This window comes from Sinomonas sp. R1AF57, assembly GCF_002224485.1.
GTDB lineage: Bacteria > Actinomycetota > Actinomycetes > Actinomycetales > Micrococcaceae > Sinomonas > Sinomonas flava.
Map to the genome: position 1 here is coordinate 978753 of NZ_CP022463.1, position 20724 is coordinate 999476.

18 protein-coding genes are annotated in these 20724 nt (G+C 72.1%); 10 read left to right on the top strand and 8 right to left on the bottom strand.

Annotation, left to right across the window (positions count from 1 at the left end; translation table 11 throughout):
* Positions 1-5: 5 nt before the first annotated feature.
* Both CGQ25_RS04555 and CGQ25_RS04560 read right to left on the bottom strand, forming a co-directional pair.
* On the bottom strand, positions 6-971 hold the full coding sequence (locus CGQ25_RS04555) for an IS481 family transposase (protein WP_208712884.1): 966 nt from the start codon (positions 969-971) through the stop codon (positions 6-8).
* Positions 972-1075: 104 nt separating this feature from the next.
* Positions 1076-1681, bottom strand: coding sequence for a DUF4245 domain-containing protein (locus CGQ25_RS04560; RefSeq protein WP_255405567.1), 606 nt, complete (start codon positions 1679-1681; stop codon positions 1076-1078).
* Between the two features lie 130 nt (positions 1682-1811).
* Between CGQ25_RS04560 and glpX the strand changes: the two genes are divergently transcribed.
* Both glpX and CGQ25_RS04570 read left to right on the top strand, forming a co-directional pair.
* Positions 1812-2849, top strand: coding sequence for a class II fructose-bisphosphatase (gene glpX / locus CGQ25_RS04565; RefSeq protein ID WP_208712013.1), 1038 nt, complete (start codon positions 1812-1814; stop codon positions 2847-2849).
* A 103-nt stretch (positions 2850-2952) separates the two neighbouring features.
* Positions 2953-4041, top strand: coding sequence for a peptidoglycan bridge formation glycyltransferase FemA/FemB family protein (locus CGQ25_RS04570; protein WP_208712014.1), 1089 nt, complete (start codon positions 2953-2955; stop codon positions 4039-4041).
* A 53-nt stretch (positions 4042-4094) separates the two neighbouring features.
* On the opposite strand, the gene manA is transcribed toward CGQ25_RS04570, so the two are convergent.
* Genes manA through CGQ25_RS04590 form a run of 4 tightly spaced genes read right to left on the bottom strand, consistent with a single transcriptional unit; the run spans position 4095 to position 8820 of the window.
* On the bottom strand, positions 4095-5372 hold the full coding sequence (manA, locus tag CGQ25_RS04575; RefSeq protein ID WP_208712015.1) for a mannose-6-phosphate isomerase, class I: 1278 nt from the start codon (positions 5370-5372) through the stop codon (positions 4095-4097).
* Between the two features lie 10 nt (positions 5373-5382).
* Positions 5383-7014: an LCP family protein gene (locus tag CGQ25_RS04580; RefSeq protein WP_208712016.1), complete on the bottom strand. Its 1632-nt coding sequence runs from the start codon at positions 7012-7014 to the stop codon at positions 5383-5385.
* A gap of 16 nt (positions 7015-7030) precedes the next feature.
* Positions 7031-7609 carry a 5-(carboxyamino)imidazole ribonucleotide mutase gene (gene purE, locus CGQ25_RS04585; protein WP_255405568.1) on the bottom strand — a complete coding sequence of 193 codons (579 nt, stop codon included), beginning with the start codon at positions 7607-7609 and terminating at the stop codon, positions 7031-7033.
* Positions 7606-8820 (bottom strand): 5-(carboxyamino)imidazole ribonucleotide synthase, encoded by a 1215-nt coding sequence (locus CGQ25_RS04590; protein ID WP_208712017.1) that lies wholly within the window; start codon positions 8818-8820, stop codon positions 7606-7608. Before CGQ25_RS04590 ends, purE begins: the two co-directional genes overlap by 4 nt.
* A 100-nt stretch (positions 8821-8920) precedes the next feature.
* Between CGQ25_RS04590 and CGQ25_RS04595 the strand changes: the two genes are divergently transcribed.
* Positions 8921-9547 carry a GtrA family protein gene (locus CGQ25_RS04595; protein ID WP_208712018.1) on the top strand — a complete coding sequence of 209 codons (627 nt, stop codon included), beginning with the start codon at positions 8921-8923 and terminating at the stop codon, positions 9545-9547.
* A gap of 33 nt (positions 9548-9580) precedes the next feature.
* Here CGQ25_RS04595 and CGQ25_RS04600 read toward each other — a convergent pair whose 3' ends face one another.
* Positions 9581-10270 (bottom strand): TIGR03089 family protein, encoded by a 690-nt coding sequence (locus tag CGQ25_RS04600; protein ID WP_208712019.1) that lies wholly within the window; start codon positions 10268-10270, stop codon positions 9581-9583.
* Between the two features lie 279 nt (positions 10271-10549).
* Here CGQ25_RS04600 and CGQ25_RS18420 point away from each other — a divergent pair, with 279 nt between their 5' ends.
* The 3 genes from CGQ25_RS18420 to CGQ25_RS04615 are packed head-to-tail and all read left to right on the top strand — an operon-like array spanning position 10550 to position 16366.
* A complete protein-coding gene (locus CGQ25_RS18420; protein WP_255405569.1) occupies positions 10550-11125 on the top strand; it encodes a WhiB family transcriptional regulator in 576 nt (191 codons plus the stop codon).
* A gap of 11 nt (positions 11126-11136) precedes the next feature.
* Entirely contained in the window at positions 11137-14763 is a 3627-nt protein-coding gene (locus CGQ25_RS04610) for a glycosyltransferase family 2 protein (protein ID WP_208712020.1), read from the top strand.
* Positions 14747-16366, top strand: coding sequence for a DUF5719 family protein (locus CGQ25_RS04615; protein ID WP_255405570.1), 1620 nt, complete (start codon positions 14747-14749; stop codon positions 16364-16366). The genes CGQ25_RS04610 and CGQ25_RS04615 overlap by 17 nt, the downstream gene beginning before the upstream one ends.
* A 75-nt stretch (positions 16367-16441) precedes the next feature.
* Here the strand turns inward: CGQ25_RS04615 and CGQ25_RS04620 are convergent, their stop codons facing one another.
* Positions 16442-16963, bottom strand: a complete 522-nt coding sequence (locus CGQ25_RS04620) for a metallopeptidase family protein (RefSeq protein ID WP_222703697.1) — start codon at positions 16961-16963, stop codon at positions 16442-16444.
* 113 nt (positions 16964-17076) lie between these two features.
* Between CGQ25_RS04620 and CGQ25_RS04625 the strand changes: the two genes are divergently transcribed.
* The 4 genes from CGQ25_RS04625 (at position 17077) to CGQ25_RS04640 (ending at position 20621) form a co-directional block, all read left to right on the top strand.
* A complete protein-coding gene (locus tag CGQ25_RS04625; protein WP_208712022.1) occupies positions 17077-17463 on the top strand; it encodes a DUF3499 domain-containing protein in 387 nt (128 codons plus the stop codon).
* 67 nt (positions 17464-17530) lie between these two features.
* Complete coding sequence (locus CGQ25_RS04630; protein WP_208712023.1) at positions 17531-17764, top strand: Trm112 family protein; 234 nt, start codon at positions 17531-17533, stop codon at positions 17762-17764.
* Positions 17761-19266, top strand: coding sequence for an adenosylhomocysteinase (ahcY, locus tag CGQ25_RS04635; protein ID WP_208712024.1), 1506 nt, complete (start codon positions 17761-17763; stop codon positions 19264-19266). The genes CGQ25_RS04630 and ahcY overlap by 4 nt, the downstream gene beginning before the upstream one ends.
* Positions 19267-19445: 179 nt before the next feature.
* Entirely contained in the window at positions 19446-20621 is a 1176-nt protein-coding gene (locus CGQ25_RS04640) for an Ig-like domain-containing protein (RefSeq protein WP_255405571.1), read from the top strand.
* Positions 20622-20724: the final 103 nt, after the last annotated feature.

The following is a 20724-nucleotide window of genomic DNA, read 5'->3' on the forward strand; positions in this document are numbered from 1 at the left end:
GGCCATCAGGTTGGTGCCAGCCGGCTGATCGGGGGTTTGCCTCCGAGTGCGCTGTGACAGCGTTCAGTGTTGTAGTGCTCGAGCCATGGTGCAAGGGCGGCTGTTCGCTGGTCGTTGCTGGTGAAGGCCTGGCAGTAGGCCCACTCGGTTGCCAGGGTGCGGTTCAGCCTCTCGACCTTCCCGTTCTGCCAGGGGCAGTGGGGCCTGATGAACTTCTGGGTGATGCCATGCTCGGCGCACACTGCCCGCAGGGAGTACCGGTATGCCCAGGCGTTGTCGGTCATCAGCCGCTCGATCCGGGTGATCCCGTGGGCCGCGAAGTAGGCGATCGCACGCTCGAGGAAGCCCGCGCAGGTGGGGCCCTTCTCATCGGGCAGCACCTCGCTGTAGGCCAGTCTGGAGTGGTCATCGACCAGCGAGTGCACGTAGTCGTAGCCGATCGGGACCTGCTTGTGCCTGTGGCCCACGGTTGCCTCCCGGCCGAGGGCGCGCCAGCCCCCGCCCTCGGGGATCCGGCCGAGCTTCTTCACGTCCATGTGGACCAGCTCCCCGGGCCGGGCGCGCTCATAGCGCACCGCGGTGGACTTCGAGGCCCGGATGGGATCCCCGGTCATCGGGTCGCACTCGCGCAGGCGGGGCACCCCGTGCCGGCGCAGGATCCGGGACACCGTCCTGGCCGGAACCCCGGTCTTCGGCCCGAGCACGTCCGGGCCCTGCCGGTGTACGGCCCGGGCGGCCAGGACCTTCTGCTCGACCTCGGCCGGGGTCCGGGTGGGCATCGTGTGCGGCCGTGAGGACCTGGTCTCCAGACCGGCCTCGCCTTCGGTCTCGTACCGGCGGATCCAGGTTCCCACGCACTTGCGCGAGACGCCCATCGCCGCGGCGATGTGGGCCTGCTTCCATCCAGCCTGATGCCGCTGGACGATCAGCCGGCGGCCATGGACAGTCAAACGGGCGCTACGGTGGAACACGAGAACCTCCGAGTTGGAGTGGGCCTTCGACAAGCCACATCCCACTCGGAGGTTCTCCCTTGTTCAACCAGACTCGCCGCTACCAACGTCCTGGCCGGGTACAGCTAGCGGTGTGTGGCGGACGTGACGACAGCGCCCGCCACCTCGTCCAGCTCGGCGAACCCGGCGGAGCCGCTCAGCACCACCGTGGTACCGGCGACGGTCGCAACGAGGCTCTTCTCGATGCCGGGCTTGTCATACAGCGTCCAGTCGACCCCGGCCACGCTCCTCGTGCCGGTCACGGGCGCCTTCTTGACCTGCTCGTTCAGCCAGGTCGGGTTGGCGGTGCCGGTCTGGACGACCGAGACGAACTGCTGGGCGGGCGTGAGGTATCCGATGTCCCAATGTGACACGCCGTCGGTCCCGGCGCCGTTCCACCGAGCGTAGTTCGGCGAGTAGCCGTCCGGCAGTGACGGGACGACAGGGGCGAAGCCCGCGACGCCAGCGGCGTTGGCCGCGATCGAGGAGACGTCGACCACCGGCCTGCGTGGCTCCGACTTCGGCGCGGCGTTGAGCAGCACCACGGGCAGGATCGCCAGGAGGCTCACGGCGAGGGCCATGATCATGCCGATGACGGAGGCGTTCGCACGCTTCGCCGCGGCGGCAGGGATGACCGGCTTGACCGGCGTGGCCTCCGGGGAAGCCTGAGGGGACTGTTCGGTGCTGCTCACGCCTCCATGGTCCCGCACTGGGCCTTGCTCCCGCCAACCGGCTGCGGGGCTGTGAGCGGCGTCATCGTCGCGGCGGGGACATCCCGGACGACTATGATGCGTACAAAGCCCGCTCGAAGAAGAGGTCTCCGTGTCCCCTGCGCCCGACGACAGCCAGTACTCGACCCTTTCCAGCTCGCTCCATGTAGGAGCCGATGAGCCAGACCGCAACCTCGCCCTCGAGCTCGTCCGTGTGACCGAGGCCGCCGCGATCGCCGGCGGCCACTGGGTCGGCTTCGGCGACAAGAACAAGGCCGACGGCGCCGCCGTCGACGCCATGCGCTCGTTCCTGCAGACCGTCCACTTCAACGGCGTCGTCGTGATCGGCGAGGGCGAGAAGGACGAAGCCCCGATGCTCTACAACGGGGAGCGCGTCGGCGACGGCACGGGCCCCGAGGTCGACGTCGCGGTCGACCCGATCGACGGCACGCGCCTGACGGCCCTCGGCATCAACAACGCCCTCGCCGTCCTCGCGGTGGCCGAGCGCGGGACCATGTTCGACCCCTCCGCGGTGTTCTACATGGAGAAGCTCGTCACCGGACCCGAGGCTGCCGACCTCGTGGACCTGCGCCTGCCGGTCAAGCAGAACCTGCACCTCATCGCCAAGGCCAAGGGCGTCAAGATCAACCAGGTCACCGTCTGCGTGCTCGACCGCGACCGCCACAAGCCGCTGGTCGAGGAGATCCGCGCCGCGGGCGCGCGGACGAAGTTCATCATGGACGGCGACGTCGCCGGAGCCATCGCCGCTGCCCGTTCGGGCACCGGCGTCGACGCCCTCATGGGCGTCGGCGGGACCCCTGAGGGCATCGTCGCCGCGTGCGCGATCAAGGCGCTCGGCGGCGTGATCCAGGGCCGTCTCTGGCCGACCAGCGACGAGGAGAAGCAGAAGGCGCTCGACGCCGGGCACGACCTCGACCGGGTCCTCACCACCAACGACCTGGTCACGAGCGACAACTGCTACTTCGCCGCGACCGGCATCACCGACGGCGACCTCCTGCGCGGGGTTCGCTACCAGAAGGACCGCGTCAAGACGCAGTCCATCGTCATGCGCTCGAAGTCCGGCACGGTCCGTTTCGTCGACGCCGAGCACCACGCGAGCAAGTGGGAGAGCTGGGCGCGCCGCGCCTGACCCCCGGCCGCCGCGGCTGGCCCGCGGCTAGAATGGGGCGCGGCTTAGGCCGCGCCCCATCGTGCTGCCGAGGACACACTGCCGCGCATCATCCAGGAGGAACATGAGCCCCGAGAGCCAGCTGGCCGCCCGCGATCTGACCGTCCGCCCGTGCACCGACCGCGCAACGTGGGACGGCCTGGTCAACGGACTCGGGGGGCACCCGCTGCAGCTGTGGGGCTGGGGCGAGCTCAAGGCCGCCCATCACTGGCGCACCGAGCGGCTCCTTGTCAGCGAGGGCGAAACGGTCCTCGGCGGCGCGCAGGTCCTCTACCGCGGCCTCCCGTGGCCGCTGAAGTCCTTGGCCTACGTCTCACGCGGTCCCGTCTGCGCGCCCGAGGACGCCGAGCGGGTGCTCGCCGCCGTGGGCCGCGCGGTCCGCGAGGCCCACGGCTCCGTGGCACTCGTCGCCGAGCCCGACTGGGAGGCCGGATCCGCAGGGGAACGGGGTCTCGCCGCCGCGGGCTTCCGCCGCACCGAGGGCACGATCCTCATCCCGCGGACCCTCATCCTCGACCTCACCCTGAGCGAGGACGACCTCATGGCGGCCATGTCGCGCACGACCCGGGCCAACGTCCGCAAGAACCTCAGGGGCGGTCTGGAGTTCCGCACGGTCGCGACCGAGGCCGAGCTCGACCAGGTCCTCGCGATCTACCGCGAGACGGCCGCCCGTGCGGGCTTCGGCATCCATGAGGACCGGTACTACCGGGACATCTGGCGGTTCCTGGGGGAGGACTCGCCCGTCGTGGCGGCATTCGACGGCGACCAGGTCGTCGCGTTCGTCTGGATCGCCAAGAGCGCCGGCACGGCTTTCGAGCTCTACGGCGGCGTCAATGCGGCGGGGCAGAAGGCCCGCGCGAACTACGGCGTCAAGTGGGCCGCGTTCACGGCCATGAAGGCCGCAGGCTGCACGCGCTACGACCTCAACGGGCTGCTCAACGACGGCATCTCCGACTTCAAGAAGCAGTTCGCCCAGCACGAGGACCTGCTCGCCGGGACCTGGGAGCTTCCGCTCTCGCCGTTCTACCCCGTCTACTCGACCGGGATGCCCATCGCGCGACGGACCCTCCAGCAGGGCCGCCGGGCGGCGAAGGCCGCCGTTCGCCGGGCCAGGGGCGCCGCCGGAAGGGCACGCCAGCTCGTCCAGCGCTGACTCGCCCGACTCCCGGGGGCCGGCGTCGTGCGCGGTGGGCTCACGGGAGGCGCCTAGGCCAGTCCCGACTCCGAACGGAGACCGGTGGTCACAGCGAAGGCGAGGACGCCCTCGGGACCGGGATGCGCGAGGGCAGGAGCCTCCGCATCGGGGACAAACGCGCTCTGGCCGCGCCCGAGCGCTAGGTCGCCCTTCGGGGTGTCCAGCGTCAGCGACCCGTCCACCACGAGCACGACCGCCGCACCGGCCTGCGCCACGGGCACCGGCGCGGGGCGGTTTCCGTCCGCCGCGACCGCGATGCGCTGGAGCTGGAACTCCGCGAACGGCGGCCGGTACAGCTCCTGCCCGAGGTCGGACTCCTGGGCGGCCAGCATGGGAACCTCGGAGGGGGCGAACACGACCGTCCTGAGGAGCTCGGCGACGTCGACGTGCTTGGGCGTGAGCCCGCCGCGCAGGACGTTGTCCGAGGATGCCATGACCTCGATCCCGACGCCCTTCAGGTAGGCGTGCACGTTCCCGGCGGGGAGGTAGAGCGCCTCGCCCGGGGCGAGGCTGACCCTGTTGAGGATGAGGGAGATGAGCACGCCCGGGTCGGAGGGGTACTGGGCGGCGAGATCGACGACGGTGCGGAGCGCCGCGTCGTCGTCCCGGCCCGGTCCGCGCGCGCCGCCGGGGGAGAGGTGGATGCCGACGGCCGCCGCCACCGCATCGACGCAGGAGCGCACGTCGCGCCCGCCCTCGATCAGCCGGCCGAAGGCGGCCGCGAGCGCCGCCGCCTCCTCCGGGCCGCGCAGGAGTTCGGCCACCTGCTCCGTGACCTCGGCGGCGTCCGTCCCCGCGACGAGCCCGGTGAGCCGCTCGAACAGCGCCGCCGCCTCCGCAGGGGCCCGGAAGCCGCAGAGCGCCTCGAAGGGCGTGAGCGCGAAGAGCATCTCGGGCTTGTGGTTGTCGTCCTTGTAGTTGCGGTGCGGCGCCGAACGGTCGACGCCGGCCGCCTCCTCCGCGGCGAAGCCCGCCCGGGCCTGGTCGAGCGTCGGGTGGACCTGGAGGGACAGCGGCGAGTCGGCGGCGAGGACCTTGAGGAGGAACGGCAGCCGCGGCCCGAAGGCCTCGACGCTCTCCCGGCCGAGCGCCCCGGCCGGGTCCGCCGCGATCGCCTCGTGCAGGGGCACGGACGTCTCGCCGTTGACCATCCGGGAGGGGCCGTCGGGGTGGGCTCCGATCCACAGCTCGGCCTCGGGCCGGCCGCTCGGCTCACGGCCGAGGAGCGCCGCGATCGCGGTGGGCGAACCCCACGCATAGTCCCGCAGGGTGTTGCTCAGCAGATGCATCGAAGTCCTCTCAGAGCGGCGTGCACTCGCCGTTGCCGGCAATGATCTCGTCCAGCAGCTGGTTCTGCCCGGTCCGGAACAGGTAGTCGAGCCGCTGGGCGGTGACCTTCACGCCGTCGGGCCCGATGTCGTTGTACGGCCCCGTCGGCACGCCCGAGGAGACGCTGGAGACCAGGGCCGCAGGCAGCAGGCCCGGCGCGCCGAGCCCTGCCTGGCCGCCGGCGCCGGCAGCCTTCGGGCTGGGGGAGTCGGAGGATGAGCCGGACGCGGACCTGATGACGTCGGCGACCTTCGCATGGACCGCGTCGAAGTCCGGGTACGTGGGGAAGGACGCGTCGAAGTCCGGGGGCCCGATCACGAGGCGGCTCGTGGGCTGGCTCTTGCCCTTGAGCGCGAGGTCCACGAAGCTGCCGAGCTGGTCGGCCGAGATGTTGGACTCGACCACCTTCGTGCCCGCTCCGGCGATGTCCTGGAACTTGCTCAGGAGCGTGGCCGGATTGAGCTGGTTGATCATCGCCTGCTGGATGCACTGCTGGCGCGCGATGCGGTCGTAGTCGCTCGCGAACTCGCGGCTGCGGCCGTACCAGAGCGCGTGGAACCCGTCGAGCTTCTGCTCGCCGGGGGCGATCCACCCGATCGGCGGCTCGTGCGTGCCGGAGTTGTCCACCGAGGCGCCGCTGATGGGCACCCATCCGCCGGCCCTGATCCGGATGCCGCCCATGGCATCGATGAGCTGCTGGAATCCTGCCATGTCGACGACCACGTACGCCTGCACCGTGATGCCCAGGGTGCCCGAAGCCGCCTCGAGCGTGGCCTGTGCGCCCGGGTCGTCGACGCCGGGGTAGAGGTCCCGGTACTTCTCGTTCACCTCGGTGTTGATCGCGTTGATGAGGCACTCGTCGCCGCAGTTGTACCCGTCCGGGTAGATCTTGCGCATCGGCGAGCCCTCGGAGAACTGGGCGTTCTGGAGGTTGCGGGGGATCGAGATGAGGGCAGTGCGGCCGGTCGCGGCGTCGACGCTGATGATCGAGAGGCTGTCGGGGCGGCGCCCCACGCGGTCTGCACCGGCGTCGCCGCCCATCACCATGAAGTTGTAGCGGCCGTCCACCGGGCTGATCGCCGGGCCTCCGCTGAAGATCGTTCCGATCGCGCCGCGGCCCACACCGATGAGGTACGCGGCGTACGCGAGGCTCCCGCTCGTGGCGACCATCGCCGCCACGAGCGCGACGACCACGAGGGCGCGCATTCGGCGTGCGAGCAGCGGGACGCGGATGAGGCGCAGGGTGTTCAGGAACAGGAGGGCCCAGCCGAGCGCGAGGGCCAGCAGGAGCACGATCAGCACGAGCGAGATCACGGGGTGCGTGAAGATCGTCAGCACCGCTCCGCGGTTCGTCAGGCCCACCACGAGCACGACGGCGGCGACTGCCCACACGCTGAGCGTCACCATCAGCGCGCGGCGGCCGAGCCGGCGGCTCCCGGCGACCAGCTGCGCCGAACCGGGGACGAGGACCGTGAGGGCGAGGAGCGTGAAGGCCCGCTTGGTCCGCACCGCTGACGGGGCGTCCTCGGGATGCCGGATCGGATCCGTCTGGTGGCTGGGCAATCCGGCGAGTTCGCGTCGCCGCGGGCTGTGGAGGGCCATCCTGGTCGTCCCTTCCCTAGCGTCCGCCCCGGGCCTGGACATGCTCCGCTGCGAAGACGGTGGACACCTTCTCCCGCAGCGAAGCTCCCTTCCGGGTGGCCGTGGCGTTGAGGTCGCTGGCGAAGTCCGTGAGCTCGTCCGCGAGGCGCTGGCCGAGCCCGTCCTGGGCCGAGGCGAGCATGCGGACGGCGAGGAGGCCCGCGTTCCGCGCCCCTCCGATGGACACCGTCGCGACGGGGACCCCGGCGGGCATCTGCACGATCGAGAGCAGCGAGTCCATCCCGTCGAGCGTCTTGAGGGGGACTGGCACGCCGATCACAGGCAGGGTCGTCACGGAGGCGAGCATTCCCGGAAGGTGGGCGGCCCCGCCGGCACCGGCGATGATGACCCGAAGGCCCCGCTCGCGCGCGCCCTTGCCGTACGCGATCATCTCCTCCGGCATGCGGTGCGCCGAGACGACGTCCGCCTCGAAGGGGACGCCGAACTCCGCGAGCGCGTCTGCCGCGGCCTCCATGACCGGCCAGTCCGAGTCGGAGCCCATCACGAGCCCCACGAGGGGGGGCTGCTCGGGCTGCGGCGGGGTGCTCGTGCTCATGCCTTCTCCTTCGGGCGGGCAGACAGGTCCTCGGGTGCATCAGTGCCGCCGGGCGCCGAGGCGCCGTCGCGGATGATCGCCGCGACCCGGGCGGCGCGTGCGCGCAGCTCGTCGGGGTCCGACCCCGCGCCGCCCACGAGGTTGACGTGGCCGATCTTGCGGCCCGGACGGACAGACTTGCCGTAGCCGTGCACCTTGGCGGCGGGGTCGGCGGCCAGCGCGGCGGGGTAGGCGCTGAAGAGGTCCTGGTTGGCCCCGCCGAGGTAGTTCTTCATGATCGCCCACTCGCCGAGCACGTCGGTCGCGCCGAGGGGCAGGCCCAGGACGGCGCGCAGGTGCTGCTCGAACTGGCTCGTGACGCAGCCGTCCTGCGTCCAGTGGCCGGTGTTGTGGGGGCGCATCGCGAGCTCGTTGACCAGGAAGCCGACGCCGCGCCCGGGCGTCTCGAACAGCTCTGCGGCCATGACGCCGGTGACGCCGAGCTCGTCGGCGATGCGCAGTGCCGCCTCCTGCGCCGCGGCGGCCACGGCGGGATCGATGCCGGGAGCAGGAGCGATGACCTCGTCGCACACGCCGTGCACCTGGATGGTGTGGACCACCGGCCACGCGCGCGACTGGCCGTCCGGGGTGCGGGCGACGAGGGCAGAGAGCTCGCGGCTGAACTCGACCATCTCCTCTGCCAGGAGGGGCGTCATCGTGCCGAACCAGTCGATGGACTCCTCGGCGTCGGCGCGCGAGCGCAGCACGCGGACGCCCTTGCCGTCGTAGCCGCCCCGAGGGGTCTTGAGGACGACGGGCCAGCCGATCTCGTCCCCGAACGCCACGAGCTCCTCCACGTGGTGCAGCGCGCGCCAGCGCGGATTCGGCAGGCCGAGCGCGTCGACGGCCGAACGCATGCGCAGCTTGTCCTGGGCATGGACGAGCGCCTCCGGCCCCGGCTGGACGTTGACGCCCTCGGCCATCAGGGTCAGCAGGTGCTCGGTCGGCACGTGCTCGTGGTCGAAGGTCAGGACGTCGACGCCGCGGGCGAACTCGCGCAGGTCGTCGAGGCTGCGGTAGTCCCCCACGGGGGCGTTGGGCACAGCAGGGACCGCGGAGACGTCCTCGGCCTCTGCCAGGACGCGCAGTTCGAGGCCGAGGGCGGTTGCGGCAGGGGCCATCATGCGCGCCAGCTGGCCGCCGCCGACGACGCCGATCACAGGGAAAGTCACCCACCCAGCCTACAGAACGTCAGGAAGCCCCAAGCCTGCGGCGGTAGAATCACTCCGCCCCCGGCGGCTCGCGCCAGGCGGCAGGGAACTGTGGAGGACCATGATCAGGACCATCTCCGACCGCCTGCGCGGTCTCGTCTCGCTCTTCTGGCGCGAGGTCGCGAAGTTCGGGACGGTCGGTGGGCTCGCGTTCGTCATCGACTCCGCGGTGTTCATCTGGTTGCTCAACGGCCCCCTGCACAGCGGCGAGGTCTGGGCCAAGTCCATCGCCACCGTCGTGGCCAGCATCTTCTCGTGGGTGGCGAACCGCTACTGGACCTTCCGCCACCGCAAGCAGACCAACGCCGTCCGCGAGGCCGTGATGTTCGCCATCATGAATGGCATCGGCCTGCTCATCGCGGCCGGCTGCGTCGGCTTCACGAAGTACATCCTCCACATGACCGACAAGGTCTCGATCTTCATCGCGGGGTCCGTCGTAGGCCTCATCCTCGGCACGATCTTCCGCTTCTTCGCGTACCGCTTCTGGGTCTTCAACGAGGAGCTGGACGCCGAGCCCGGCTACGAGGGCGACCACGAGCTCATCGAGGTGCATCACGACGGCGAGCTGGCGTCCGGACACCCGGGCGACGGCGCGGCTGGCCCCGAGCGCGGCACCGCGGATTCGGGCGTTCCGGACCCGGGCGTCCACGGTCTCGGGAGCACCGGCGAAGGGCCGGCCGGCCGCTAGGAGGCGCCCGGCCCGGCAGTCCGGTTGCGCCGCTCAGGCGGTGACGTTCTCCACGCGGCGGAGGTGGTCGACGTCGTCGATCCCCGGGTGCGCGAGTACGGCCGATCCGCCGGCGGACCACGCCCCGATGAGGCGCGCGAGCGCATCCATGAGTCCGGAACTCCCCGCCACGAGGACCCGTGCCCCATCGGCCGCCGGGACAGCGAAGCGCGAGAACAGCTCGGCCTGGGTGAACGTGTGCTGGCCGCCGACCGCGGGGTCGCCCTCCACGGGAGGGTCGAAGGGCTCGTAGGAGTCCGCGAACTGGCGCACGAGCGCCGCGTAGTCCAGTGCCCCGGCGGGCAGTTCGCCCGGATACGCCATCTCGAGCGCCCCGAGCGCGACGGCGACCCGCACGCCGCCGCCTGCCTCGCCGTCGTGCGACTCCGGGCCCGTGAACGTGATGTCCGCCGGCGCCGTGTCCACGAGGACCGCGCCGGTCTGGAGCGTCGCGAGCGCGATGACGACCGACTTCCAGTGCGGCGGGAGGTCCAGCCGGACCCGGGTGCCGCGGCCGGCGTCCAGTTCCTCCGAGAGGAAGTTGGATGTCTTGGCGACCCAGTTGTCCAGGACGCGGCCGGAGAGCTCGACCCGCTCGCCGTCTGGCCCGTACCAGGTCAGGCGCGGCGATGCGGAATTGCCGGCGCGGAGATGGTGCGTGAGGTCGAGAATCGTCGAGGGCATGGACCTATTGTGCCCGCCTGCCGCCGTCGTCACGAGAGCGTCCCCGCCCTCCCCTGTTTGGGCGTGTTGGACGGCTAAACAAATTTCTTCTGTCTAAAATCCGCTGTTCCCGCTTGACTCCCGGAACTTACACGCATGTAATTAGGACTGGACAGTAACTGCGCCGGCGGACGTCGATGAACCGATCATCGCATGCTCCGAGGGGAACCGGCACCGGGAATCTTCCTGGCGCTGGTCGCCGCGGATCGCCGCGCAGAAAACGACCCGAGGAGGAGCACCGTGGGACAGGCGGAGCGTATCCAGTACGAGTCGGCGGTCGCTGCGCAGGCGTCCGCCGCCTACCGGTCGAGGGGGATTCCCGCGGACTGGTATGTAGACCCTGCGGACCCCGACGCGCACGAAAGGTACCAGGCCCTCTCGGCGAACGCGCTCGAGGAGGCCGCGACGGCGTTCCTCACCGAGCACGCGGTCGACGGCGATGCCCTCGTGGACGACCTCGACGAGCCCGAGGACGAATCCGACGAGCCGGCGGACGAGGCCATCGAGAGGGCGCTGGCGCTCCTCGCGAGCCCGGCCGACCACACCCCCAAGGGGGTGCTGATCGACCTCCTCCACCCGGGCGAGCCGGAGGAGGGGGAGCTCGCGTGGCAGGCAGAGGCCCTGTGCGCCCAGACCGACCCCGAGGCGTTCTTCCCCGAGAAGGGCGGCTCGACCCGCGACGCGAAGAAGGTCTGCGGGTCGTGCACCGTCCGGGCGCAGTGCCTCGAGTACGCGCTCGCGAACGACGAGCGGTTCGGCATCTGGGGCGGCCTCTCCGAGCGCGAGCGCCGCCGCCTGCGCAAGCGGGCGGTCTGATCCTGGAGGCTGTGCACGTCACCGCAGTCGTCGTCGCGCACGACGGCGGCGCCTACCTGCCCCTGACCCTGGCCGCGATCTCGTCGCAGACGCGGCCGGTCGACGTCGTCCTCGGTGCCGATACCGGATCCGGGGACGATTCCGCCGAGGTCCTCGGCCGCGCCCTCGGTGCCGACCACGTCGTCGCCGTGCGCGGCTCAGGCGGCTTCGGAGGCGCGGCACGCAGCGCCCTGGACAAGCTTGCCCCTCCGCGGCGCGGCCCCGACGGCCCGGCCCAGCAGTGGGTCTGGCTCCTGCACGACGACTCCGCCCCCGCCCCCGATGCCCTCGCCGAGCTCCTCGGCGCCGTCGAGCGCGCGCCGAGCGTCGCCGTCGCGGGCTGCAAGCAGCTCGACGCCGACGCGCCGCGACGGCTCCTGGACGTCGGCCTCTCCGTGAGCCGGTGGGGCGAGCGCCTGACCCTCATCGACGTTGACGAGCAGGACCAGGGGCAGCACGACGCGCGCAGCGACGTCTTCGCCGTCAACTCGGCGGGGATGCTCGTCCGCCGGGACGCGTGGGAGCAGCTGGGCGGGTTCGACCCCGGGCTGCCGGCCACGGGTGACGACGTGGACTTCTGCTGGCGGGCCCGTCTCGCAGGCCACCGGGTCGTCGTCGTGCCCTCGGCCCGGATCCTGCACTCCCAGCGGCCGGAGGCCGCGGGCACCCCCTTCGCTGCCCGACGCGCCGAGGTGTACTCCCGGCTCAAGCACTCCCCGGGATGGCAGCTCCCGTTCCAGGCCCTCGGCGCCCTCCTCGGCGGGCTGTGGCAGTTCCTGCTCGGGATCGTCCTCAAGGAGCCGGGCGTCGGCGCTGCCAGGCTCGGGGCGAGCCTGGCGGCCCTCGGCGCTGTCGGCCATCTTGCGCGGGGCCGCCGCGCAGCGCGTCGGACTCGGACCGTCTCGCGCAGCACTCCCCGAGAGCTCCAGACGTCGCGTGCCGAGATCTGGGCGCACCGCCGGGCCCTCCTCGAGTCCGCGGCGGCGGACTCCGAGGCCGTGGTCGGCGACGGGTCCGGCAGTGCCGCCGGGCCCGAGGAGCCCACGGGAGACTCCCAGCACGACTTCGCGGCCCTCGCGGTCGCCACGCGCGGCTGGCCGGGCACGGGCGCGGTCGTGGTCGCGGGCGCTGCGCTCCTGGCCTCCCTGGTCGCGCTCGCACCCCTCCTCGGAGCCCAGGCCGCGGTCGGCGGTGCGCTCATCCCTGTCTCCTCCGCGCTGGGCGACATCTATGCCAACGCAACGGCATGGTGGTCCCGTCTGGGAGCGGGAGAGCCCGGCTACGGAGACCCATTCGACCTCGTGCTGTGGCTCCTGGGCCTCGTGGGCTTCGGCGACGCGAACCGGGCCCTCGCCCTCGCGCTCGTGGCTGCCTCCCCGCTCGCGGCGCTCGGGGCATGGGCCCTGGCGGCGAACCTGACCGCGCACCGAGCGCCGAGAGTGCTCGCCGCCGTCGTGTGGGCGGCGGCGCCGGCGCTCCTCATCGCTGTCGGCGAGGGGCGGATCGGGTCGGTCGTCGCCCACGCGGCCCTGCCGTGGGCGGCGCTCGGGCTCCTCCGCGCGGTCGGCGGCGCGCGCGTGCGCGCCATGACGGCCTCGCAGCAGCATGAGCCGCGTCCCGGTTCGGGGGGCGTGCCCTCGTGGACCGCTGCCGCGGCAGGCGGGCTCGCGCTCGGCCTTGCGACGGCGGGCGCCCCCTCGCTGGTGCCGTTCGCGGTGATCGTGGTCGTCGCGGGCGTTGTGGCCCTGCGCGGGCAGGCGCGTGCGCTGTGGTGGGCGCTGGTCCCGACGGTCGCCGTCTTCCTTCCGGTGTGGGTCTCCACGGCCGAACGGCCCCGGGCCTGGATCGCCGACCCCGGCCTTCCGACCCCGTTCGTGGCGGCGTCGCCGTGGCAGATGCTGTTGGGCCAGCCGCTCGCGTTCGACCCCGCGGCGCCCCTGAGCGGCCTCGCGTTCCTCCCTGCCGGCGTCCCGTGGTCGCTCGTGGGGGCACTCGTCCTCGCCGCGCCCATCCTGCTCGGGGCCGCTGCCGCGGCGGTCCTCCTCAGGGGCCGCCGCGGCACAGCCGCGCGGGCCCTAGTGGCCATCGGGATCCTGGCGCTGGCCTATGCCTGGGCCGTGTCCCGGATCCCGGTCGCTGTGTCCGGGGATACGCTCGTGGCCCCGTTCGCGGGTCCCAGCCTGGGCGCCGCCACCTTGGGCTTCCTCGGTGCTGCCGTCCTCGGAGCGGACAGGCTGATAGAGCATCGCCGTGCAGCCGCGAACCGCGTGGCTGACGGCGATGCGCACCAGGAGCGGGCGCTCCGCCGCAGGGCCCGGACCGCTGCCGCGGTCACCGCAGTGGCCCTGATCGGTGCAGGCGCCGGACCGGCGGCCGCACTCGCGCACTGGGCGTGGGCGGGTCTGAGCCCCGCGCGCACCGAGGCGCACGGCCTCGGCCCGGACATCCAGGTGGCACCTGGCGCCGCGCGCACCCTTCCAGCCACGGCTGCAGACCTCGGCCTCGGTCCGCAGCAGACGCGCACGCTCGTCCTGGGCAGCGCCGACGACGGAAGCGTGACGGCTTCCCTCATGCGCGGGGCCGGCACCACCCTCGACGCCCTGTCTGCGGCCGCCTCGGCGAGCCGCATCACCGGCCCGTCGGGCGCGGAGCGGATCGCTGACGACGACGGCGCCCTCGTCGCCCTTCGCCGGGCCGTCGCCACCGTCGGCGGCGCCGCGAGCGGCGGAGCGGCCGGGGTGGATCCATCGAAGGACCTCACTGCTCTCGGAGTCGGATTCATCGTGCTGCAGGACCGCTCCGCGGCCGACGAGGTCGCTGCCGCCCGCATCGACTCCGTCCCGTCCCTCGTGCCGGTGGGACGGACTGACGCCGGCTGGCTCTGGAGGGTCACCCCCAACGGGCCGCAGGCGGGCGACGCGTTCGCCATCGCGCAGCGCGCACGCATCGTCGACTCGAAGGGCAAGACGCTGTCCTGGCTGCCGTCGGGGCCCGAGCAGGTCTCCGCGGACGTTCCTGCCGGCGGTGGGGCGCGGCGCCTCGTCCTCGCCGAACGCAGCGGGCCGGGGTGGACGGCGACCCTGAACGGCGTCGCGCTGACGCCCACCGCACAGGACTGGGCCCAGGCGTTCGAGCTCCCGGAAGAGGGCGGACGGCTCGAGGTGCGCTATGCGGTGCCGGCGGCCGCGCCGCTGGGGCTGCTCGCCGCCGTCGCGATCGGGCTCACGGTCCTCCTCGCGGTGCCGGCCCGGATCCGGCGCCGCACATCCCGCGGACGCACCGGTGCTGGGCTCCTCCTCCCGGAGACGGCTGCAAGGCGCCATCGCCTGGATGCGCCCCGTCCCGAGGCACGCAGTCTGGACGCGCCCCGTCCAGAGGCGCAGGGTGACGGCGGAACCGCCGACGGTGCGGCGGATGAGCGGGGTCCCGAGAAGCGGCAGGAGGACCCTCCCGGAGGCAGCGGCCGCCGTGGCACGGAACGTCGCCGAGGCGGAGAGAACGCCGGCCCGCCGGACGAGACGGACACCGGGAATGCGGACCAGGGGGAAGATGCCCGGCCGGAGGGAAGGGAACGTGCAAGCGATGAAGCGTCCGTCTGAGGGCCGCGGGGCGGCCTCGGGCCGGAACACGCCGACGGGCAGGGGACGCCGGGCCCGGACAGTGGGCGCCGCAATCGCCGGGGGCCTGCTCGTGGCCGTCGGCGCTGCTCTGACCGTCTACGCATCGGGGATCCCGGCCCCGGCCTCGCTCGCCGCCGGGACGGCGCGCTCGGCGGAGGTGCCCGCGGGCGACGCCGTGCGCGGCTGCGCCGGCCCGGCACGCCTTCTCGAAGGAACGCCCGTGCAGGGCGATCCCCAGTTCAGCCCGGCGAGCAAGACCGCCCGCACGGATGTCTCAGCGATCGTCCTCTCGGACACCCAGGGCACGCTGCCGGACGCCTCGGTGACCGGCGCCGACGGCGGCCTCCTCAAGTCCCTGCCGGGACAGGCCGTCGCCGCGGGCACGGCAGCCCAGCCGAGGGCCGCCGTCGTGCCCGCCCAGTCGGTCAGCGCCGCCGCAATCCTCACGGCCCGCGCGTCCGGTGGAGACGTCCCGGACATCGCCGGCCTGACACGCTTCTCCGCGTCCGACGGCGACCTGCGGGGACTGGCCACGGCGTCCTGCACGGCCCCGGCCAATGACCAGTGGCTCCTGGGCGCCTCTACCACGGTGGGCAGGACGTCGGTCCTGACGCTGACGAACTCGAGTGCCACTCCCGCGACCGTCGACCTCGAATTCGTGGGGGACAAGCCTCTGGCGCAGGCTCCGCCGTCGAGCCGCGGGCTGCAGGTCAAGCCGAACAGCTCGGCGTCGTACGTGCTGAGCGGCTACCTGCCCGGACAGGCCAACCTCTCCGTCCATGTGCGCAGCACCGGCGGCCCCGTCTCGGCCGTCATCCAGCAGTCGACCCTCCGGGGACTCACGCCGGGCGGCGTCGAGCTCATCACCGCGGCCGCAGCGCCCGCCGCGCGCCAGACCGTTGCGGGGATCGACCTGCAGGACCCTGCCCAGGCCAAGCAGCTCGCGGCCCGTCAGGGCTTCGCCGACGCCGCCGCCTCGCTTGCCCTCACGGTCCCCGGTGCCGCCGACGCGGTCGTGCAGCTGCGTGTCTACGGCAGGAACGGGCCGGTCGCGTTGCCGGGCGGCGGAGTGGTGACGGCGAAGGCAGGCACCGTGACGGAGGTCTCTCTCGGGGGCCTTCCCGCGGGAACCTACAGCGTCTCCGCCTCGGCGGACGTCTCCTTCACCGCCTCCGCCCGGGTTCCCCGCGGGCTATCCGCCACGGAGCCGCTCGACTTCGCGTCTCCGGGGGCGTCGATCCGGCTCGGGGACGACCACGTGCTCGCGGTGGGGAAGGGCCTCACCCGGAGGGTCGTCGTCGGCGTGCCGGACGGCCGGGCCCAGATCCGCGCGGTGCCGGTCACCGACGACGGGAGGCTCCACGCAGCCCAGACGGTCGACGTCGCGGGAGGGACGACGGCGGTCGTCGACGTTCCAGCCGAGGCCGAGGGCTCACCGGTGGCAGCCCTGCTCATCTCGGCGACGGGCGATCCTGCCTACGGCACGCTCGTCACGACCGGCGACGGCAATGCGATCGCGGCAGCCTCCGTCGTCGCTCCGGCAGCGGGGGCCCAGGCCCTCCCGGTCACGCTCGGCTACTGAGCCGGCGGCGTCAGTAGCCGCGTGCAGCGGGGGCCCAGGCCCTCCCGGTCACGCTCGGCTACTGAGCCGGCGGCGTCAGTAGCCGCGGTAGTACGGATCGAGGGTCTCGGGCGCCACGCCGAGCATGAGCGCGGTGTACTCGACGACGATGTCGTGGACGAGGTCCTGCAGCTCGGTGCGGGCGCCGGCCTCGGTCTCGACGACCCTCCGGTAGATCGTGATCCGCGGCGCGCGGCCCGCCCCGCCGGGAGTGTACTTGCCCTGGGGGACACGTCCCCCCTCCACGAGGATCTGCTCGAGGCCCGGCGGGATCTCCTCGACGGCGTACTCGACGCCCTCGAGCCTGGAGCCGTTGAGGTCCTGGAGCCGCTCCGCTGCGTCGAAGACCCAGTCCTCGAAGCGCTCGGCCCGCGTGCGCGACGCGGGGAGGACAGCGGGCAGGATCTCGCCTCTGAGCCCGCGGCCGTGCCGATTCCTCCGCCTCTCGCGGAAGCTCCTGCGGCCGCGGCCGCTCGGCTCGTCCGCGGCTGGGACGGCCCGGATGCGAAGGCTGCCGCCCTCGGCCCCGGAGCCGTGGGCCAATGAACGATCCTGCATACATCGACTCTAGTCGCCGTCGCCCCGGCGGGCGAGCCGGACGGGCGGCACACGCCCGGGCCGCGGGGTTCAATGCCCGCTTCAGCCGGAGTGCGGGAGTATGGTTCTGTGCCGTGGGTCCACTACGCCATTGTTCTCGATCGGCTTGCCGCCAGGCCGCGGTGGCCACGCTCACGTACGTCTACGCCGAGTCGACGGCGGTCCTGGGTCCGCTGGCGACCTTCGCCGAGCCCCACAGCTACGACCTGTGCTCTGAGCATGCCGCCCGGCTCACAGTGCCGCGCGGCTGGGAGGTCCTGCGGCTTGCCCTTCCTCCGGCGCCCCCGCGCAGCCCCGACGACATCCTCGCCATAGCCGACGCCGTGCGCGAGGAGGACGAGCCAGTCCCCACGGAACAGCCTGACTCCTCGGACCGGCCTCCGCGCGCCCCGCTCGAGGCCCCGGCCGGCGCCGAAGCCGTCGTGCGGCGTCATCTGCGGCTGCTCCGCGAACCCTTCTAGTCCCGCCCCCTGAGGAAGCAGTCGCCGCCGCTCTGCGCGCCGCGCGCATGTCTGTAGGCTAGTGGGCATGCCGAACCTCAGCCCGTCGCTGCTCGCCGTCCTCCGGTGCCCCGTCACGGGGTCCGCCCTTGTCCAGGACGGTGACTCGCTCGTGGCCACGACGCGGGCCAAGGACGGCACGACCCCCCGCTACGCGATCGAGGACGGGATTCCCGTCCTCCTCGCCCCCGAGCACACGCAGGCCGGGGCCGCCCCGGGCGACCAGCACGAATCCAGCACCGCACAGGAGCAGCACGCATGACCCTCGAGTACAAGGTTGCCGACATCTCCCTCCATGAGGCGGGCCGGCACCAGATCCGCCTCGCCGAGCACGAGATGCCCGGCCTCATGGCCCTGCGCGAGGAGTTCGGCGCGTCCCAGCCGCTGGCAGGGGCCCGCATTGCAGGGTCACTCCACATGACGGTCCAGACGGCTGTGCTCATCGAGACGCTCGTCGCTCTCGGCGCGGAGGTCCGCTGGGCGTCGTGCAACATCTTCTCCACCCAGGACGAGGCGGCGGCCGCCGTCGTCGTGGGCGCCGGAACCGCCGAGGATCCCCAGGGCGTGCCCGTCTTCGCCTGGAAGGGGGAGACGCTCGAGGAGTACTGGTGGACCGCCGAGCAGATCCTCACCTGGCCCGGTGCCGACACCGATCCGGCCCTCGGCCCGAACATGATCCTCGACGACGGCGGCGACGCCACGCTCCTGGTCCACAAAGGCGTCGAGCTCGAGGCCGCCGGGGCGGTCCCCGAGGCGACCGACGAGGACCCCGAGGAGTACCGCATCATCCTCGATGTCCTCCGGGCGGGGCAGGCCCGCGACCCGCAGAAGTGGACCCGCATCGCCGCAGGCATCAAGGGCGTGAGCGAGGAGACGACCACGGGCGTCCACCGCCTCTACCAGCTCGCCGAGCAGGGCAGGCTCCTCTTCCCGGCGATCAACGTCAACGACGCCGTGACCAAGAGCAAGTTCGACAACAAGTACGGGATCCGCCATTCCCTCCCGGACGGCATCAACCGGGCGACGGACGTCCTGATGGGCGGCAAGGTCGCCGTCGTGTGCGGCTACGGCGACGTCGGCAAGGGGGCCGCGGAGGCGCTGCGCGGGCAGGGCGCGCGCGTCATCATCACCGAGATCGACCCGATCTGCGCCCTCCAGGCCGCCATGGACGGCTACCAGGTGGCGCGGCTCGAGTCGGTCCTGGACCAGGGCGACATCTTCATCACGACCACCGGCGGCAAGGACATCATCCTCGCCGAGCACATGGCCGGGATGAAGGACAAGGCCATCGTCGGCAACGTGGGCCACTTCGACAACGAGATCGACATGGCGGGCCTCGCCAAGGTGCCAGGGGTCCGCAAGGTCGAGATCAAGCCCCAGGTCCACGAATGGGTCTTCCCCGCCTCGAGCGGCCCCAACGGTGCCGCGCCGGAACACTCGGTCATCGTGCTCTCGGAGGGACGACTGCTGAACCTCGGCAACGCGACCGGCCACCCCTCGTTCGTGATGAGCAACTCGTTCGCGAACCAGACGATCGCCCAGATCGAGCTGTGGACGAAGCGCGACCGCTCCGAGGACGGCCAGGACTCGGCGCGCGAGTACGAGAACCGGGTCTACGTCCTGCCGAAGATCCTCGACGAGAAGGTCGCCCGCCTCCACCTGGCGGCGCTCGGAGTCGAGCTCACGGAGCTGAGCAAGGACCAGGCGGAGTACCTCGGCCTGGACGTCGCCGGCCCCTACAAGGCGGACCACTACCGCTACTGAGGCGCCTGGAGAGGCGTCGCCGCCGCGCCCCGGTCACCCCCGGCCTCTGCCCGGGGGGTGACCGGGGCGTACGTCCCTCTGGCGTACCCTTGAACGAAGGCCAGACGAAGGGGGACTCACCTGTGGCGGAACGCAGGAAACTGGGACGGGGGTCCAAAGCGGCCCTTGCAGGCATTCTCGTGGTCGGTGTCCTGGGCGGTGCGGCCGGGATAGCCATCGCCCAGCCGTGGACGCAGCAGGCCCCGGCGTCGGAGGCCGGAACGCCCCTGCGCACCCAGCCCGGGCTCGTAACCCCGGTCGTCAAGCCGCTGGAACTGGGAGTCACCCCCACCGACGGTGCCACCGAGGTGAACCCGGCGATGAGCCCGCAGGTCAAGGCGGTCAACGGCCGGGTCGTGTCCGTGCACCTCGCGGACGCCAAGGGCGTCGAGGTCAAGGGGTCAGTGAGCGCCGACGGCGTGACCTGGACTGCGCAGGACCCGCTCGCGTTCAACATGGCGTACACCTACGAGTTCACGCTCGCAGACGGGGCCGGACGCGAGACGACGAAGAAGCAGACCTTCCACACCGTCACAGCGGCCAACGAGGCCGACGCCGCGGTCTTCCCCCGCAACGGCTCCACGGTGGGCACGGGGCAGCCGATCCAGATCACCTTCAGCGAGCCGGTGACCAACAAGGATGCCGTCGAGAAGGCCGTCGCCATCACCTCGACCTCGAACCAGGATGTCAGGTGGCACTGGTACAGCGACAAGATGGCGCGCATCCGCCCTGCGACCTTCTGGGCCCCGAACACCAAGGTCACCCTCGCCCTCAAGCTCTTCGGAGTCGACTTCGGCAAGGGCATGATCGGCAACTTCAACGCCGACGTCAGCTTCACCACCGGACCCAGCAGGCTCGCAGTCGTGGACGACACGACGAAGACGATGCAGGTCTTCCTCGACGGCCAGCACGTGAAGACCTTCCCGGTGACCCTCGGGGACGCCGGGTGGCTCTCGCCGACCGGGTACGCCGTGATCATGGAGCAGGAGCGGTACTCGCACTTCAACGCGGGCAGCATCGGCCTCAAGCCGGGGGACAAGGGGTACTACCCGCCCCTGACGGTCGAGCACGCGAACAGGCTCACGAACTCGGGGGTCTATGTCCACCAGGCCCTCCCGTCCGCGATTCCGTACATCGGCAACACGAACGTCTCCCACGGCTGCGTGGGGCTCCTGCCGGACGACGCGGCCTGGTTCTTCAACACCTTCAAGCCCGGAGACATCGTGCAGACCCTCAACACGGGTGCGCCCCCGATCGAGCCGCTCGAGGGCTGGGGCGACTGGAACATGGACTGGGCCACATACGCCAAGCACTGAGCCACGCGCTGACCCACCGGCCGGGCCCCCTGCAGACGGCGGGTAACGCTTCGGCCACACGTCGATGACGCTGGCGGGTTGGGGCGGGGCAAGCCGGTACGGT

What these genes read in the sequence shown, in the direction of transcription:
- CGQ25_RS04595 (WP_208712018.1), top strand. Translation starts at nt 8,921, where the DNA reads ATGATCAGGACCATCTCCGACCGCCTGCGCGGTCTCGTCTCGCTCTTC.
- CGQ25_RS04615 (WP_255405570.1), top strand. Translation starts at nt 14,747, where the DNA reads ATGAAGCGTCCGTCTGAGGGCCGCGGGGCGGCCTCGGGCCGGAACACG.
- CGQ25_RS04570 (WP_208712014.1), top strand. Translation starts at nt 2,953, where the DNA reads ATGAGCCCCGAGAGCCAGCTGGCCGCCCGCGATCTGACCGTCCGCCCG.
- CGQ25_RS04630 (WP_208712023.1), top strand. Translation starts at nt 17,531, where the DNA reads ATGCCGAACCTCAGCCCGTCGCTGCTCGCCGTCCTCCGGTGCCCCGTC.
- CGQ25_RS04620 (WP_222703697.1), bottom strand. Translation starts at nt 16,963, where the DNA reads ATGCAGGATCGTTCATTGGCCCACGGCTCCGGGGCCGAGGGCGGCAGC.
- CGQ25_RS04580 (WP_208712016.1), bottom strand. Translation starts at nt 7,014, where the DNA reads ATGGCCCTCCACAGCCCGCGGCGACGCGAACTCGCCGGATTGCCCAGC.
- CGQ25_RS04600 (WP_208712019.1), bottom strand. Translation starts at nt 10,270, where the DNA reads ATGCCCTCGACGATTCTCGACCTCACGCACCATCTCCGCGCCGGCAAT.
- ahcY (WP_208712024.1), top strand. Translation starts at nt 17,761, where the DNA reads ATGACCCTCGAGTACAAGGTTGCCGACATCTCCCTCCATGAGGCGGGC.
- purE (WP_255405568.1), bottom strand. Translation starts at nt 7,609, where the DNA reads ATGAGCACGAGCACCCCGCCGCAGCCCGAGCAGCCCCCCCTCGTGGGG.
- manA (WP_208712015.1), bottom strand. Translation starts at nt 5,372, where the DNA reads ATGCATCTGCTGAGCAACACCCTGCGGGACTATGCGTGGGGTTCGCCC.